This window comes from Campylobacter gracilis (assembly GCF_018374135.1).
Classification (GTDB): domain Bacteria; phylum Campylobacterota; class Campylobacteria; order Campylobacterales; family Campylobacteraceae; genus Campylobacter_B; species Campylobacter_B gracilis_A.
This window is the reverse complement of the sequence record NZ_JAHAFS010000016.1, coordinates 24,506-40,093: the sequence shown is the minus strand read 5'-3', so window position 1 is coordinate 40,093 and position 15,588 is coordinate 24,506. Positions and strand designations below refer to the sequence as shown.

The 15,588-nt window shown below is 46.7% G+C and carries 11 protein-coding genes; all 11 read left to right on the top strand.

Annotated elements, in window-relative coordinates:
* Nucleotides 1-10: 10 nt before the first annotated feature.
* The 11 genes from nusG to fusA all read left to right on the top strand — a co-directional run bounded on the left by nusG (nucleotide 11) and on the right by fusA (nucleotide 14,996).
* Nucleotides 11-541 (top strand): transcription termination/antitermination protein NusG, encoded by a 531-nt coding sequence (gene nusG / locus KH703_RS08175; protein WP_304295384.1) that lies wholly within the window; start codon nucleotides 11-13, stop codon nucleotides 539-541.
* 20 nt (nucleotides 542-561) lie between these two features.
* Nucleotides 562-987 (top strand): 50S ribosomal protein L11, encoded by a 426-nt coding sequence (gene rplK / locus KH703_RS08170; RefSeq protein ID WP_005872629.1) that lies wholly within the window; start codon nucleotides 562-564, stop codon nucleotides 985-987.
* 56 nt (nucleotides 988-1,043) lie between these two features.
* On the top strand, nucleotides 1,044-1,745 hold the full coding sequence (gene rplA, locus KH703_RS08165; RefSeq protein ID WP_291939398.1) for a 50S ribosomal protein L1: 702 nt from the start codon (nucleotides 1,044-1,046) through the stop codon (nucleotides 1,743-1,745).
* 113 nt (nucleotides 1,746-1,858) lie between these two features.
* Nucleotides 1,859-2,338 (top strand): 50S ribosomal protein L10, encoded by a 480-nt coding sequence (gene rplJ, locus KH703_RS08160; protein WP_295152864.1) that lies wholly within the window; start codon nucleotides 1,859-1,861, stop codon nucleotides 2,336-2,338.
* A gap of 20 nt (nucleotides 2,339-2,358) precedes the next feature.
* Entirely contained in the window at nucleotides 2,359-2,739 is a 381-nt protein-coding gene (gene rplL / locus KH703_RS08155; protein ID WP_177386842.1) for a 50S ribosomal protein L7/L12, read from the top strand.
* A 90-nt stretch (nucleotides 2,740-2,829) separates the two neighbouring features.
* On the top strand, nucleotides 2,830-6,966 hold the full coding sequence (gene rpoB, locus KH703_RS08150) for a DNA-directed RNA polymerase subunit beta (RefSeq protein WP_304295383.1): 4,137 nt from the start codon (nucleotides 2,830-2,832) through the stop codon (nucleotides 6,964-6,966).
* Nucleotides 6,963-11,477: a DNA-directed RNA polymerase subunit beta' gene (gene rpoC / locus KH703_RS08145; RefSeq protein WP_304295382.1), complete on the top strand. Its 4,515-nt coding sequence runs from the start codon at nucleotides 6,963-6,965 to the stop codon at nucleotides 11,475-11,477. Before rpoB ends, rpoC begins: the two co-directional genes overlap by 4 nt.
* A gap of 46 nt (nucleotides 11,478-11,523) precedes the next feature.
* Nucleotides 11,524-11,913, top strand: a complete 390-nt coding sequence (locus KH703_RS08140) for a DoxX family protein (protein WP_005872615.1) — start codon at nucleotides 11,524-11,526, stop codon at nucleotides 11,911-11,913.
* A gap of 83 nt (nucleotides 11,914-11,996) precedes the next feature.
* On the top strand, nucleotides 11,997-12,371 hold the full coding sequence (gene rpsL, locus KH703_RS08135) for a 30S ribosomal protein S12 (protein WP_291939381.1): 375 nt from the start codon (nucleotides 11,997-11,999) through the stop codon (nucleotides 12,369-12,371).
* 69 nt (nucleotides 12,372-12,440) lie between these two features.
* Nucleotides 12,441-12,911: a 30S ribosomal protein S7 gene (gene rpsG, locus KH703_RS08130; RefSeq protein ID WP_304295381.1), complete on the top strand. Its 471-nt coding sequence runs from the start codon at nucleotides 12,441-12,443 to the stop codon at nucleotides 12,909-12,911.
* A 9-nt stretch (nucleotides 12,912-12,920) separates the two neighbouring features.
* Entirely contained in the window at nucleotides 12,921-14,996 is a 2,076-nt protein-coding gene (gene fusA, locus KH703_RS08125; protein ID WP_005872609.1) for an elongation factor G, read from the top strand.
* The last annotated feature ends 592 nt before the right edge of the window (nucleotides 14,997-15,588 follow it).

Sequence of the window (15,588 nt, the reverse complement as noted above, 5' to 3'; positions counted from 1 at the left end):
GGATCGCAATATGGCAAATAAATGGTATGCGATACAAACTTACGCCGGCAGCGAGATGGCGGTAAAGCGCGCGATAGAAGCGCTAAAGCAAGACGAAGCGCTTGAGACTAAGATCGGCGAAGTGCTAGTGCCTACCGAAGATGTTATAGAGGTCAAAAATACAAAGCAAACCATTAAAGAGCGCAGCTTATATCCTGGGTATTGCTTTGCAAATTTAGATCTGGATACCACTTTATGGCATAGAATTCAGATGCTGCCTAAGGTCAGTCGCTTTATTGGCGAGGCTAAAAAGCCCTCTGCGTTACCGGAAAAAGATATCGAAATAATTCTAGAAAAGATTAATAATCGCGAGGCTCCTAAGCCCAAGATTAATTTCGATGAGGGCGAGACGGTTAGGATCGTCGACGGACCTTTTGCTAATTTCAACGGCATCGTAGAAGAGTATGATATGATTCACGGCAAGCTTCGCCTCAATGTTTCAATCTTCGGTCGAAGCACGCCGATTGAAATTTCATACTCGCAAGTTGAAAAGATTATTTAAATTTTATAAGGAGTAAATTTATGGCTAAGAAAGTTGTTGGCGAAATTAAGCTGCAAATAGCGGCCGCAAAAGCGAATCCAAGCCCGCCGGTAGGTCCTGCACTAGGCCAAAAGGGCGTTAATATTATGGAATTTTGCAAAGCATTTAACGAGCGAACCAAAGATATGGCGGGCTTTAACATTCCTGTTATCATCACGGTTTATGCTGATAAAAGCTTTACTTTCATCACTAAACAACCGCCTGCGACGGATTTGATCAAAAAAGCGGCGAAGATAGATAAGGGTTCGGACAACCCTCTTAAAAAGAAGGTGGCGTCCTTAACTAAGGCTCAGGTTTTAGAGATCGTCGAGAAAAAGATCGCTGATCTGAATACCAAAGATAGAGAGCAGGCGGCTAGGATTATAGCGGGTTCGGCTCGTTCTATGGGTATTACGGTTACTGACTAGACCTTTTGACCGCTAAGGTTTAAAAAAGCGGTAGCACTTTAATTGCGGAGAAATATATGCCAAAAAATTCAAAAAGATTCAACGAACTTTTAAAAAAAGTTGACGTAAATAAAATTTATAGTGTAGACGAAGCGGTAAGCACAGTAAAAACTCTAGCTTCTGCTAAATTTGACGAGACGGTGGAGATCGCTCTTAAACTAAACGTGGATCCAAGACATGCCGATCAGATGGTGCGCGGCTCGGTCGTTTTACCTGCCGGTACTGGCAAGAGCGTCCGCGTAGCCGTGATTGCAAAAGACGCAAAAGCTAGCGAGGCTAGCGAAGCGGGCGCCGATATCGTGGGCGCCGATGATCTAATCGAAGAGATCCAAAAAGGAAATATAAATTTCGATGTTCTTATCGCTACTCCAAATTTAATGGGACTAGTCGGTAAGGTAGGTCGTATTCTCGGTCCAAAAGGCGTTATGCCGAACCCTAAAACCGGTACCGTTACTATGGATGTCGCTCAGGCCGTTAAAAATGCTAAGGGTGGACAGGTAAATTTCCGCGTCGATAAGCAGGGAAATATCCACGCAGGCCTTGGCAAGGCTAGCTTTAGCAAAGAGCAGCTTTTAGACAATCTTACGACGTTTATTAAAACCATAAATAAGCATAAGCCAGCGACTGCGAAGGGCAGATACGTAACTCATGCATCGCTTTCACTTACTATGAGCCCTGCAGTTACACTGGATAATCAAGAAATAATCGATTTAAAATAAAATTTTAAATTTTTATCTTAGATTGGAGATAGCTCAAGGTTTTTAACTTAATTGATCGAAATTTTAAAATTTCGATCGCTTGGCTTGAAATCACCGATCGGAAAGGAGACCTAATGACGAGAGACGAAAAATCAAAGATAGTAGCGGAGCTTGGCGAGGCTTTCAAAGCTAGCGAAGCTATAGTAATTTCCGATTTTAAAGGCCTTAGCGTTAAGCAGCTTGAAGATCTTAGAAATAGCGCGCGCGAAGCGGGCGTAAAGGTTCGGGTTATCAAAAATACCCTAGCCAATATCGCTTTAAAAAATGCCGAAAAAAACGGACTTAGCTTTAAAGATACCAATATCTTCTTATGGGGCGAGCAGCTTTCTGTATGTAAAGTAGCGGCTAAATTTGAAGAGAAAAATGAAATTTTTAAGCTTAAGACCGCTCATATCGATGGGGAAGTAGCCGGCGTAGATAAGGTTAGAGCGCTTTCGAAGATGCCTTCGAGAGACGAGCTTATCGCGATGTTACTTCAAGTATGGAATGCGCCGATTCAAAATTTTACGATCGGCCTCAATGCGCTTAAGCAGAAAAAAGAAGCTAGCGCTTAATTAAAATTTAGGAGAATAAAATGGCAATTTCAAAAGAAGACGTTTTAGAGTATATCTCTAATCTTTCGGTGCTAGAGCTTAGCGAGTTAGTTAAAGAATTCGAGGAAAAATTCGGCGTAAGCGCAGCTCCGGTTATGGTAGCTGGCGGCGCAGGCGCTGGCGGCGCAGGCGCGGCAGCGGCTGAAGAGAAAACGGAATTCGACGTCGTATTGCTTGATGCAGGTGATAAGAAAATCAACGTAATTAAGGTTGTTCGCGCCTTAACGGGCCTTGGTCTAAAAGAGGCCAAAGACGCTACCGAGGCTACTCCGTCCGTTCTTAAAGAGGGACTTAACAAAGAAGACGCCGAGAAGGCTAAAAAAGAACTTGAAGAAGCAGGCGCTAAAGTCGAACTCAAATAAATCGCGGAATTTTAAAATTTCGCATACAAATGTGTGCCGGTGCGTCGCATCGGCACTTCTTTCTTTAAAATACAACTACGAGGTAGTGGAATGTTAAACAGCCTATATTCAGGAAATCGTCTCAGGGTGGATTTTTCAAAGGTTCCCAAAGACATCGAAATTCCGAATTTATTACAACTACAAAAGAAAAGTTTTGATCATTTTTTAAATCTTGATAACTCGGGTGGAGAAAGCGGCATAGAGAAGGTTTTCAAAGCCATTTTTCCTATCCACGATGCACAGAATAGACTAAGTATCGAGTATGTAAGTAGCGAAATTTCAAAGCCAAAGTATTCGATTAGAGAATGCATGGAGAGAGGTCTTACCTACTCCGTAAATTTAAAGATGAAGCTCCGCTTGCTAGTGCATGAGCGCGACGAAAAAACGGACAAAAAAATCGGCGTAAAAGAGATCAAAGAACAAGATATATTCATTCGCGACATTCCTTTAATGACCGATAGAATTTCATTTATCATAAACGGCGTAGAGCGCGTCGTCGTAAATCAGCTGCACAGAAGCCCGGGCGTAATCTTCAAAGAGGAAGAGAGCCCGACGGTTCTAAATAAACTTATCTACACCGCTCAAATAATACCTGATCGCGGCAGCTGGCTATACTTCGAATACGACGTAAAAGACGTACTATACGTGCGCATAAATAAAAGGCGCAAGGTTCCGATCACGATCCTATTTCGCGCACTCGGCTACAAAAAACAAGACATTATAAAATTATTTTATCCTATTAAGACGATCTATATTAAAAAAGGAAAATTTCTAACCGATTTTGATCCGAAAGAATACGCGGGCAGGCTCGATTACGACATTATAAATGAAAAGGGCGAAGTGCTTCATCAAGTAAGCAAGCGCCTAACATCTAAAAAAGCGGAGAAGTTAGCAGAGGACGGACTAAAGCTCATCGAGTATCCGGCTGAAATTTTAGCCGAGCGCTACCTAGCCGACGCCATCGTCGATAAAAACAGCGGCGAAGTGCTTTTTGATTCGCTAACTGCGCTAGATGAGGGTAAGCTAGCCAAGATCGCTAACGCCGAGAAAAAATTTACGATTGCTAACGACCTAGCTAGCGGCGTAGATACTTCGATTATAAATTCCTTCATTCAAGATGCGGACGCGCTTAAGCTCTTGCAGCAAAGCGAGGGCATAGACGACGAGAACGATCTAGCTGCGATTAGAATTTACAAGGTTATGCGACCCGGCGAGCCGGTGGTAAAAGAAGCGGCAAAGAGTTTCGTAAACGATCTATTTTTTAATCCGGAGCGCTACGATCTAACCAAAGTCGGTCGTATGAAGATGAACCACAAGCTGGGTATCGAAGCGCCGGAGTACGTAACCGTGCTAACCAGCGAGGATATTATCAAAACCGCAAAATACCTAATCAGGGTTAAAAACGGCGACGGCTTCATCGACGATCGCGATAATCTCGGCAATCGCCGCATCCGCTCGATCGGAGAGCTTTTGGCGAACGAGATGCACCTTGGATTTATCAAGGTTCAAAAGGCGATCAAAGATAAATTTACCGGCATTAGCGGAAATTTAGACGAGCTTATGCCGTATGATTTCGTAAATCCTAAAATCATTACCACTACGCTTATGGAATTTTTCACCGGCGGTCAGCTAAGCCAGTTTATGGATCAGACCAACCCGCTTAGCGAGGTCACGCATAAGCGCCGTCTATCTGCGCTAGGCGAGGGCGGACTAGTTAAAGAGCGCGCCGGCTTTGAGGTGCGCGACGTCCATCCTACGCACTACGGTAGAATTTGCCCTATCGAGACGCCGGAGGGCCAAAACATCGGTCTGATCAATACCCTAGCGACCTATGCAAAGGTAAATGATCTAGGCTTCGTCGAGGCTCCGTATAAAAAGGTCGTAAACGGTAAGGTCACCGACGAGATCGTCTATCTTACAGCTACGCAAGAAGAGGGGCTCGTAATCGCTCCTGCGTCTGCGAAATTGGACGAAGAGGGCAATATCGTAGAGGAGCTTTTGGAGGTTAGAAAAGACGGCGAAAACATCATGGCTAAGCGCGAGGATATTTCGCTGATAGACCTTTGCTCCGGTATGGTCGCGGGCGTAGCGGCGTCGTTGATTCCGTTTTTGGAGCACGACGATGCTAACCGTGCGCTTATGGGCTCGAACATGCAGCGCCAAGCCGTGCCACTTCTGCACTCCACCGCTCCTATCGTCGGAACGGGTATGGAGGCAATCATCGCGCGCGATTCGTGGGAAGCGATCAAGGCTAAACGCGACGGCGTCGTAGAAAAGGTTGATAATAAAAACATATTCATTTTGGGCGAAGACGAGAAGGGGCCGTTTATCGATCACTACTCGATGGAGAAAAATTTACGCACCAACCAAAACACTACCTTTTCACAGCGCCCTATTGTGCGAAAAGGCGACGTGATAAAGGCAGGTCAAATCATAGCCGACGGTCCTAGCATGGACGGCGGCGAGCTTGCGATCGGCAAAAACGCCCTTATAGCTTTCATGCCGTGGCACGGTTACAATTACGAGGATGCCGTCGTCATGAGCGAAAAGATGATCCGCGCCGACGAATACACCAGCGTGCATGTTTATGAAAAAGAGATCGAGGCTAGAGAGCTTAAAGACGGCGTGGAGGAGATCACGCGCGATATCCCTAATATCAAAGAGGAGGAGCTTACCCACCTCGATGATAGCGGTATCGTAAAGATCGGTACTCACGTCAAACCGGGCATGATCTTGGTAGGCAAGGTAACTCCGAAGGGCGAGGTCAAGCCGACGCCTGAAGAGAGGCTTTTACGCGCGATCTTCGGCGAGAAGGCGGGGCATGTGGTAAATAAATCTCTCTACGCTACCGCTTCGATGGAAGGCGTGGTAATCGACGTTAAAATTTTTACCAAAAAGGGCTATGAGAAGGATCCGCGCACGAACAAAGCTTATGAGGATGAAAAAACCGAGCTCGAAAGGGAGCATCACGACAGGCTTTTGATGCTCGATCGCGAGGAGATGCTAAAGGTAGTGGCGCTACTTTCTAAAAGCGCTTTGCAAAGCGATCAAAGCCTAAATAAAAAAGATTATAAAAAGGGCGATAAGGTTAAAAAAGAGGAGCTTGAAAGTTCCAACCGCTTTACGTTAAATTCCTTCGTCAAGGCTTATTCTAAAGCTGTTCAGAAGGAATACGAAGAGCTAAAAAACCACTTCCAAAACGAGAAGCGCAAGCTCAAAGAGGAGCATGACGAAAAGATTGAAATTTTAGAAAAAGACGATATCTTGCCAAGCGGCGTCGTTAAGCTCGTAAAGGTCTATATCGCGACTAAGCGCAAGTTAAAAGTGGGCGATAAGATGGCGGGCCGCCACGGAAATAAGGGCATCGTCTCAAACATCGTCCCTGAGGTCGATATGCCGTATCTTCCTAGCGGACAGCGCGTGGATATCGTGCTAAATCCTCTCGGCGTTCCAAGCCGTATGAATATCGGTCAGATAATGGAGAGCCACTTAGGTCTTGTGGGCTGGCGCTTAGGAGAGCAGATCGCTAAAATTTTAGAAGAGAAAACGGGCGAATGGATAAAAACCCTTCGCGCCAAAATGATTGAGATCGCAGGCGTTTCCAAACTAATGCAGGCTAAAAAAACGCTTGAAAAGATCAGCGACGAAGATCTTTTGAAATACGCTAGAGACTGGGCTAAGGGCGTTAGATTTTCCGCTCCGATATTCGAAGGCATTGTGCCGGAGGATTTCAAAAAGCTATTTGAAATGGCGGGCATCGATCAGGACGGCAAGACCGAGCTTTACGACGGCCGTACCGGCGAAAAGATCAAAGAGCGCGTAAACGTGGGCTGCATGTATTATCTTAAGCTGCACCACCTAGTCGACGAGAAGGTCCACGCAAGAAGCACCGGTCCTTACAGCCTAGTTACGCAGCAGCCGGTCGGCGGTAAGGCGCTATTCGGCGGTCAAAGATTCGGCGAGATGGAAGTTTGGGCTCTGGAAGCATACGGCGCGGCATATACGCTTCGCGAGATGCTAACGATCAAATCCGACGACGTCGACGGACGCTTGGCTGCGTATAAGGCGCTGACAAAAGGCGAGAACGTTCCGTCTACCGGAATTCCTGAGACATTTTTTGTTTTAACAAACGAGCTTAAATCGCTTGCTCTAGACGTTGAAATTTACGAGAATGGAGAGAATAAATGAGCGATAATTCAAATTTAGAAAGAATAGAAATAAAAGAGGACGCCAGAGTCCACGACTTCGACGCGTTTGCAATCAGGCTTGCTAGTCCCGAGCAGATCAAGGCTTGGAGCCACGGCGAGGTCAAAAAGCCCGAAACCATCAATTACCGCACGCTCAAGCCGGAACGCGACGGTCTATTTTGCGCTAAAATTTTCGGTCCAGTAAGGGATTATGAGTGCATCTGCGGCAAATACAAAAAGATGCGCTACAAGGGCTGGAAGTGCGAAAAGTGCGGCGTCGAGATCACGAGCTCGAAGGTTCGCCGTACTAGAATGGGGCATATCGAGCTGGTAACGCCGGTGGCGCATATTTGGTACGTAAATTCCTTGCCTAGCCGCATAGGTACGCTGCTAAACATCAAGATGAAAGATCTCGAGCGCGTGCTTTACTACGAAGCGTATATCGTAGAAAGTGCAGGCGAGGCGTTTTACGACAACGAAAATTCTAAAAAGGTCGAGAAATACGATGTTTTAAATGAGGAGCAGTATCAGAGCCTAAAAGAGCGCTTTTCACAGACGGGCTTCGTCGCCAAAATGGGCGGTCAGGTGATCCGCGATATGCTAGCCGAGCTTGATTTGGTCGAAATTTTAAATTCTTTGAAGGAGGAGATGGCTAACACAAACTCCGAAGCGAAGAAAAAAACCATCGTCAAGCGTCTAAAGGTCGTAGAGAGCTTTTTAAATTCCGGCAATAAGCCCGAGTGGATGATGATTACAAATCTGCCCGTACTGCCTGCCGATCTACGCCCGCTTGTAAGCCTTGAGGGCGGTAAATTTGCGGTTTCTGACGTAAACGATCTATATCGCCGCGTCATAAATCGAAATTCTAGACTTAAAAGGCTGATGGAACTCGACGCACCCGAGATCATCATCCGCAATGAAAAACGAATGCTTCAAGAGGCGGTGGACGCACTTTTTGACAATGGACGTCGCGCCAATGCCGTAAAAGGCGCCAATAAGCGACCGCTTAAATCTCTAAGCGAGATCATTAAAGGCAAGCAAGGTCGCTTCCGTCAAAATTTGCTCGGCAAGCGTGTGGATTTTTCGGGTCGCTCCGTCATCGTCGTAGGTCCAAATTTACGCATGGATCAGTGCGGTCTGCCTAAGACGATGGCGCTTGAGTTATTCAAGCCGCATCTAATCGCTCGCCTTCAAGAGAAGGGCTATGCTACGACCGTTAAGCAGGCTAAAAAGATGATCGAAAATAGGATCAATGAGGTCTGGGAGTGCTTGGAGGAGGTCGTTAAAGATCACCCGGTCATGCTAAACCGCGCGCCGACGCTTCATAAGATGTCTATTCAGGCGTTTCATCCGGTGCTCGTCGAGGGTAAGGCGATCAGGCTGCATCCGCTAGTCTGCGCCGCGTTCAACGCGGACTTCGACGGCGATCAGATGGCAGTGCACGTGCCGCTTAGCCAAGAGGCGATCGCGGAATGTAAAATTTTAATGCTAAGCTCGATGAACATCTTGCTTCCTGCGAGCGGAAAGCCCGTCGCGGTGCCTAGTCAGGATATGGTTTTAGGAATTTATTATCTAAGCCTCGAAAAGCCGGGTGCAAAAGGAACAAATAAAATTTTTGCAAACGTCGATGAAGTAATGCTCGCCGTGGAGGCAAATGCCCTAAATATCCACGCTAAAATCAAAACGATGATCGATCGCCGCATCATCTTTACGACCGCGGGGCGCTTGATCATCAAATCGATCCTGCCTAGCTTTATTCCGGATCATCTTTGGAATAAGATCATGAAGAAGAAGGATATCGCCGAGCTTGTCGATTACGTCTATAAAAACGGCGGCCTTGAGATAAGCGCGGAATTTTTGGATAATCTTAAAAATTTAGGCTTTGAATCCGCGACTAAAGCGGGCGTTTCGATCTCCGTTTCGGATATCATCGTGCCGAAGTCCAAAGCAGGCCTCGTCGAAGAGGCTAAAAAGCAGGTGCGAGAGGTTCAGAACCAATACGGTGCGGGCTTACTAACCGACGGCGAGCGCTATAATAAAACGATCGATATCTGGACCAGCACTAGTAAGAAGCTAGCCGATGAGATGATGAAGATGATGGAGAAGGACAAGGACGGCTTTAACTCGATCTATATGATGGCGGATAGCGGCGCGCGAGGTAGCGCGGAGCAGATCAAACAGCTAGCTGGCATGAGAGGTCTGATGAGTAAGCCCGACGGCTCGATCATCGAGACGCCGATTACTTCAAATTTTAGAGAGGGTCTGAACGTAAATGAGTACTTCATCTCGACCCACGGCGCGCGTAAGGGTCTTGCCGATACTGCGCTTAAGACTGCAAATGCGGGCTATCTGACGCGCAAGCTGATTGACGTCGCGCAAAATGTCAGAGTTACGATGCACGATTGCGGTACGCACGAGGGTATCGAGGTTACCGAGATCGTAGAAAACGGAACGCAAATAGAAAGCTTAGCCGATAGGATTATGGGTAGGGTGCTAAGCTCGGATGTGATTGATCCGGTGTCGAATGAAATTTTATTCACCGAAGGTACGCTTCTAGGCGTTAATGAGGTACGCACCATAGTCGATGCCGGCATCAAATCCGTAAGCATCCGTACGCCTATTACGTGCAAGGCTGAAAAAGGGGTTTGCGCGAAGTGCTACGGCGTAAATTTGGGCGAGGGCAAGCTAGTAAAACCTGGTGAAGCGGTCGGTATCATATCGGCGCAATCAATCGGCGAGCCGGGTACGCAGCTTACGCTACGAACCTTCCATGCCGGCGGTACTGCATCTACCGAGCAGCAAGATCGTCAAGTAATCGCCGATAAGGAAGGCTTTATCAGATACTACAACGTCAAGACCTATGAAAACGGCGGCAAAAATATCGTGATGAACCGCAGAAATGCTGCGGTGCTTTTGGTCGAGCCAAAGATTAAAGCTCCAATTACCGGCAAGGTAAGTATTGATATAACTCACGGCGACGTAAATATAACGCTAAAGGGTAAGAAAGAAGAATTTAAATATACTATCCGACGTCATGATCTAGCTAAGCCTACTGAGCTTGCTGGCGTAAGCGGTAAAGTTGAGGGAAAATTCTACATCGTTTTCAAAGACGGCGAAACCGTTGGAGAAAATGATAGTTTAGTGGAGGTTATAAAAGAAGACTGGAATATCCCTACTCGAATTCCGTTTGCAAGCGAACTTCGCGTCAAAGACGGCGAGCCGGTAACCCAAAAGATCAAAGCGGGAGCAAATGGTACGCTTAAGTATTTCATCCTAAAGGGCGATTATTTAGAGAGGTTAAGAGATATCAAAAAAGGTCATGTCGTAAGCGAGAAGGGTATGTACGTAGTCATCTCCGATGAAAACGGCAGAGAGGCGATCCGCCACTATATACCGCGCGAATCGGTCATTACCTATGATGATAATAGCGTCGTAAAAAGCGAAGATCTTATTGCTAAGCCTAAAAAAGACGATCGATTGATTATCGCCGAGTGGGATCCGTATTCTATCCCGGTAGCTGCAGAGTGTGAGGGTAAGATCAGCTTCGAGGATATCGAGCCGGGTTACACCGCTACGGAGCAATATGACGAGACTACAGGTCAAAGCCGTTTGGTTATCAACGAGTATCTACCTCAGGGCGTTAAACCGGCCATTATCGTAACTCCTAGCAAGGGCGAGCCTATTAAATATAATATAGGACCGAAGACTGCGATTTTTACGAATAAGGGCGATCAGGTAGCGATTGCAGATATTTTGGCTAGGACGCCGAAGGCTGCTGCGAAATCAAAAGATATCACCGGCGGTTTGCCGCGCGTATCGGAGCTATTTGAGGCGCGCCGTCCGAAAAATACCGCGATTATCGCGGACATCGACGGCACCGTTCGCTTCGATAAGGCGTTGCGTGCAAAAGAGCGCATTGTAATCGAGGGCGAGGACGGAACAAGCGCCGAGTATCTAATCGATAAAAGCCGCCAGATCCAAGTGCGAAACGGCGAGTTCGTCCACGCAGGCGAGAAGCTTACCGACGGAGTTATCAGCTCGCACGACGTGCTTAGAATTTTAGGCGAAAAGGCGCTGCATTATTATCTGATAAGCGAAATTCAACAGGTTTATCGCTCTCAAGGCGTCGTCATCAGCGACAAACATATCGAGATTATCGTATCTCAGATGCTCCGCCAGGTTCGTATCGTCGATAGCGGCGATACTCAGCTAATCGTCGGCGATCTCATTAGCCGCCGCAGATTTAGAGAAGAAAACGAGCGCATTATGAAAATTGGTGGCGAGCCTGCGATTGCAGAGTCCGTGCTATTGGGCGTAACTCGTGCAGCTGTTGGAAGCGATAGCGTCATTTCGGCAGCGTCCTTCCAAGAGACTACGAAGGTTTTAACGGAGGCTAGCATCGCGGGTAAATTTGACCGATTGGAGGACTTAAAAGAAAACGTCATCCTAGGTCGCATAATTCCGGTCGGAACCGGTTTGTATAAAGACAAGGAAGTTAAACTTAAAAAATAATTTAGGGCAAAAAGCCCTAAATTTACCTAAATTTAAAGGATGAAACATGAATATGATCAACATAAATTTCGGTCTGTTGTTTATTAGGTTGGGGCTTGGAGTTTGTCTTTTAATGCACGGAATTTTTAAACTTACTCACGGCATAGACGGCGTAAAATCGATGCTGGTAGCCAGAGGAATTCCGGATTTAGTGGCTTATGGCGCATACGTAGGCGAGGTGCTGGCGCCAGCGATGATAATCATAGGCGTATTTTGCCGCATAGGCGCTCTACTTGTGATCGCAAACGTGCTCATGATAATATATGTCCTACACACTCCGTTGAGCGCGCTTACCGGCGTGGGCGGATTTGAGCTGGAAATCGTATATCTGTATCTTTCTGCTGCGATTTGCTTAGTGATCTGCGGCGGCGGAGAGTTTGTGCTGATTAGAGATTAAAATTTAGTTAAATTTACGTTTCTGTAAGTTTAAACAAAGTATAATTCAAATCTTTTTGAATAAATTTTTGTGAAAGGAAAGATGTGCCAACCATAAATCAATTGGTCAGAAAAGAGCGCAAGAAGCTTACCGAGAAATCGAAGTCTCCGGCGCTAAAGAATTGCCCTCAACGAAGAGGAGTTTGTACTAAGGTCTATACCACGACCCCTAAAAAGCCAAACTCCGCGCTTCGTAAAGTTGCCAAAGTAAGGCTTACTAGCGGATTTGAAGTCATCAGCTATATCGGCGGTGAAGGTCACAATCTGCAAGAGCACTCCATCGTGCTAGTTCGCGGCGGTCGCGTAAAGGACCTACCGGGCGTTAAATATCACATCGTCCGCGGTGCGCTAGATACTGCAGGCGTTGCGAAACGAACCGTTGCAAGATCAAAATACGGTGCTAAACGACCTAAAAAATAGTTTGGCCTAAACAGACTGGCACTAGATTTTGCCGAGTTTGAGTAAAATTTTAAAATTTGAAGGAATAAAATGAGAAGAAGAAAAGCTCCCGTTAGGGAAGTTATACCCGATCCGATTTATGACAGCAAAGTAATCACAAAATTTATTAATTCGCTTATGTTCGACGGCAAAAAGAGCGTCGCTACCGAGATCATGTATGGCGCCTTAAATTTCATCGACAATAAAGGCGGCGAGAAGAAAGGTATCGAGGTTTTCAACGATGCCATCGATAACGTTAAGCCTTTGATGGAAGTTAAGTCTCGTCGCGTAGGCGGCGCCACATATCAGGTTCCGATCGAGGTCAGGCCGGCTCGCCAGCAGGCTCTAGCTATTCGCTGGATCATCTCTTTTGCGAGAAAAAGAAGCGAGCGCACAATGATAGAGCGCCTGGCTTACGAGCTTATGGACGCCGCAAATTCTAAAGGCTCTTCATTTAAAAAGAAAGAAGACACCTACAAGATGGCAGAAGCCAACAAAGCTTTTGCGCATTATCGTTGGTAGGAGGGCGTCATGGCAAGAAAAACCCCTTTACATATGGTCAGAAATATCGGAATTGCCGCCCACATCGATGCCGGAAAGACGACTACAAGCGAAAGAATTCTATTTTTTACCGGTATGAGCCATAAGATCGGCGAGGTTCACGAGGGCGCCGCTACTATGGACTGGATGGAGCAGGAGCGCGAGCGTGGCATTACGATTACGTCTGCGGCAACTACCTGCTTTTGGAATAATCATCAGATAAATTTGATCGACACCCCGGGCCACGTAGACTTTACTATCGAAGTCGAGCGCTCGATGCGCGTTTTAGATGGTGCGGTAGCAGTATTTTGCTCTGTAGGAGGCGTTCAGCCTCAAAGCGAGACTGTTTGGCGTCAAGCGAATAAATACCATGTTCCGCGCATTATTTTCGTAAATAAGATGGACCGCGTCGGCGCAAATTTTTACAATGTCGAGCAGCAAGTAAAAGATAGGCTCAAAGCACATCCTGTTCCTATTCAAATTCCGATCGGCGCAGAGGATGATTTCAAGGGTGTTATAGATTTGGTTACTATGAAGGCGCTCGTTTGGGATGATAGCAAGGGTCCTTCTGCTCCCGAGATCGTTGAAATTCCTGCTGAATTACGAGAAAAAGCGCAAGAGTATCGCGACAAAATGATCGAAGCGGTAGCAGAGACTGATGAAGCTTTGATGGAGAAGTATTTTAACGGCGAAGAGCTAAGCGTAGAAGAGATTAAAAAGGGCATCAAGAAAGGCTGCTTAAGCCTAAGCTTTTTTCCTATGCTATGCGGTACCGCGTTTAAAAATAAAGGCGTGCAGCCTTTGCTAGATGCGGTCGTAGATTATCTACCTGCGCCTGATGAAGTGCCTGCGATTAAGGGTCAGTATGAGGACGGCAGCGAGGTTCACGTAAGCTCTACCGACGAGGGCGAGTTTGCGGGTCTTGGATTTAAGATTATGACCGATCCTTTCGTAGGTCAGCTTACCTTTGTGCGCGTTTATCGCGGTGTTTTGGAAAGCGGCAGCTACGTCGTAAATACCGGCAAAGGCAAAAAAGAGCGCATCGGACGCTTGCTAAGGATGCACTCAAATAAACGCGAAGAGATCAAGGAGCTTTATGCGGGCGAGATCGGCGCCGTCGTAGGTCTGAAAGACACTCTTACGGGCGATACGCTAGCTAGCGAAAAAGATAAAGTAATTTTAGAGCGTATGGAATTTCCTGATCCCGTTATCAGCGTAGCAGTAGAGCCTAAAACCAAAGCCGATCAAGAAAAAATGGGTATCGCGCTTCAAAAATTGGCGCAAGAAGATCCGAGCTTTAGGGTTGCGACCGACGAGGAGAGCGGACAGACGATCATTTCGGGAATGGGCGAATTGCACCTTGAGATCATCGTAGATAGAATGCTTAGAGAATTTAAGGTTGAGGCTGAGGTCGGACAGCCGCAGGTCGCATATCGCGAGACTATCCGCAAAACGGTCGAGCAGGAGTACAAATACGCCAAACAATCGGGCGGTCGTGGTCAATACGGTCACGTATTTTTGCGCCTAGAGCCTTTGGAGCCGGGCACTGGATATGAGTTCGTAAACGATATCAAAGGCGGCGCGATTCCGAAAGAATACATCCCTGCGGTTGACAAAGGCTGCCAAGAGGCGATGCAAAATGGCGTTTTGGCAGGATATCCAGTCGAGGACGTGCGCGTGACGGTCTATGACGGAAGCTACCACGAAGTCGACAGCTCCGAAATGGCGTTCAAACTCGCCGCTTCTATGGGCTTTAAAGAGGGCGCTAGAAAAGCGGGCGCCGTAATCTTGGAGCCTATGATGAAGGTCGAGGTAGAAACCCCTGAGGAGTATATGGGCGACGTCATCGGCGATCTAAACAAGCGCCGCGGACAGGTCAATAACATGAGCGAGCGCGGCGGAAACAAGATCATCGACGCATTTTGCCCGCTTTCGGAGATGTTCGGTTACTCGACCGATCTGCGCTCTCAGACGCAGGGTCGCGCGACCTATTCGATGGAATTTGATCACTACGACGAGGTTCCTAAGAACGTCGGCGAAGAGATCATCAAAAAGCGCAACGGCTAATTTAACGGGCGCTAGGGTGCGGCGATAGTTTTATCGCCAATCCCCGGCGCTTCTTTAATTTTAACGGCGTTTAAATTTAACCTGCTTTACAAGCCGGAATTTAAACTCATACTCTAGCTTCAAATAAAATTTTAATCCATAAATTTTAATTTCTGTAGATTGCAAATTTAGATCAAAAAGTTTCAATTAAATTTAAAAATTCAAAACATAACCTAAAACGCGCTCATGATGCCGTGCCTATTATCGTTTTACTAGAAATTTATTTCTTTCGCAGAGAAAGCACTCATGTCGCTATAGCGCTTTGATTTTTATACACGGACAAAATCTCCGCAAGCGGGTATCACAAGTAGGGTAAAATTTTGCCTTCGGTACAGCCTTAAGGCGTAGCGCAACTATCATAGACCTATATCGGACGCGACCATCAGTGCTTTATGCGAGTAGCGGTATTCTCGGGGGCTCTAATTATGCTGCCGCTTTGCGCCGTAAAATTTCATCTTTGCAGAGCGATCTACGCACCGTTCATATATGCCGAGCCGACGCACGAACTCGCCCATTTTCGGATTTAGCAGGCGTTTGCTTTCGCGGGCTTATA

Excerpts from the sequence above, each read along its gene's own strand:
- nusG (WP_304295384.1), top strand. The coding sequence starts at position 11 with ATGGCAAATAAATGGTATGCGATACAAACTTACGCCGGCAGCGAGATG.
- rplK (WP_005872629.1), top strand. The coding sequence starts at position 562 with ATGGCTAAGAAAGTTGTTGGCGAAATTAAGCTGCAAATAGCGGCCGCA.
- rplA (WP_291939398.1), top strand. The coding sequence starts at position 1,044 with ATGCCAAAAAATTCAAAAAGATTCAACGAACTTTTAAAAAAAGTTGAC.
- rplJ (WP_295152864.1), top strand. The coding sequence starts at position 1,859 with ATGACGAGAGACGAAAAATCAAAGATAGTAGCGGAGCTTGGCGAGGCT.
- rplL (WP_177386842.1), top strand. The coding sequence starts at position 2,359 with ATGGCAATTTCAAAAGAAGACGTTTTAGAGTATATCTCTAATCTTTCG.
- rpoB (WP_304295383.1), top strand. The coding sequence starts at position 2,830 with ATGTTAAACAGCCTATATTCAGGAAATCGTCTCAGGGTGGATTTTTCA.
- rpoC (WP_304295382.1), top strand. The coding sequence starts at position 6,963 with ATGAGCGATAATTCAAATTTAGAAAGAATAGAAATAAAAGAGGACGCC.
- KH703_RS08140 (WP_005872615.1), top strand. The coding sequence starts at position 11,524 with ATGAATATGATCAACATAAATTTCGGTCTGTTGTTTATTAGGTTGGGG.
- rpsG (WP_304295381.1), top strand. The coding sequence starts at position 12,441 with ATGAGAAGAAGAAAAGCTCCCGTTAGGGAAGTTATACCCGATCCGATT.
- fusA (WP_005872609.1), top strand. The coding sequence starts at position 12,921 with ATGGCAAGAAAAACCCCTTTACATATGGTCAGAAATATCGGAATTGCC.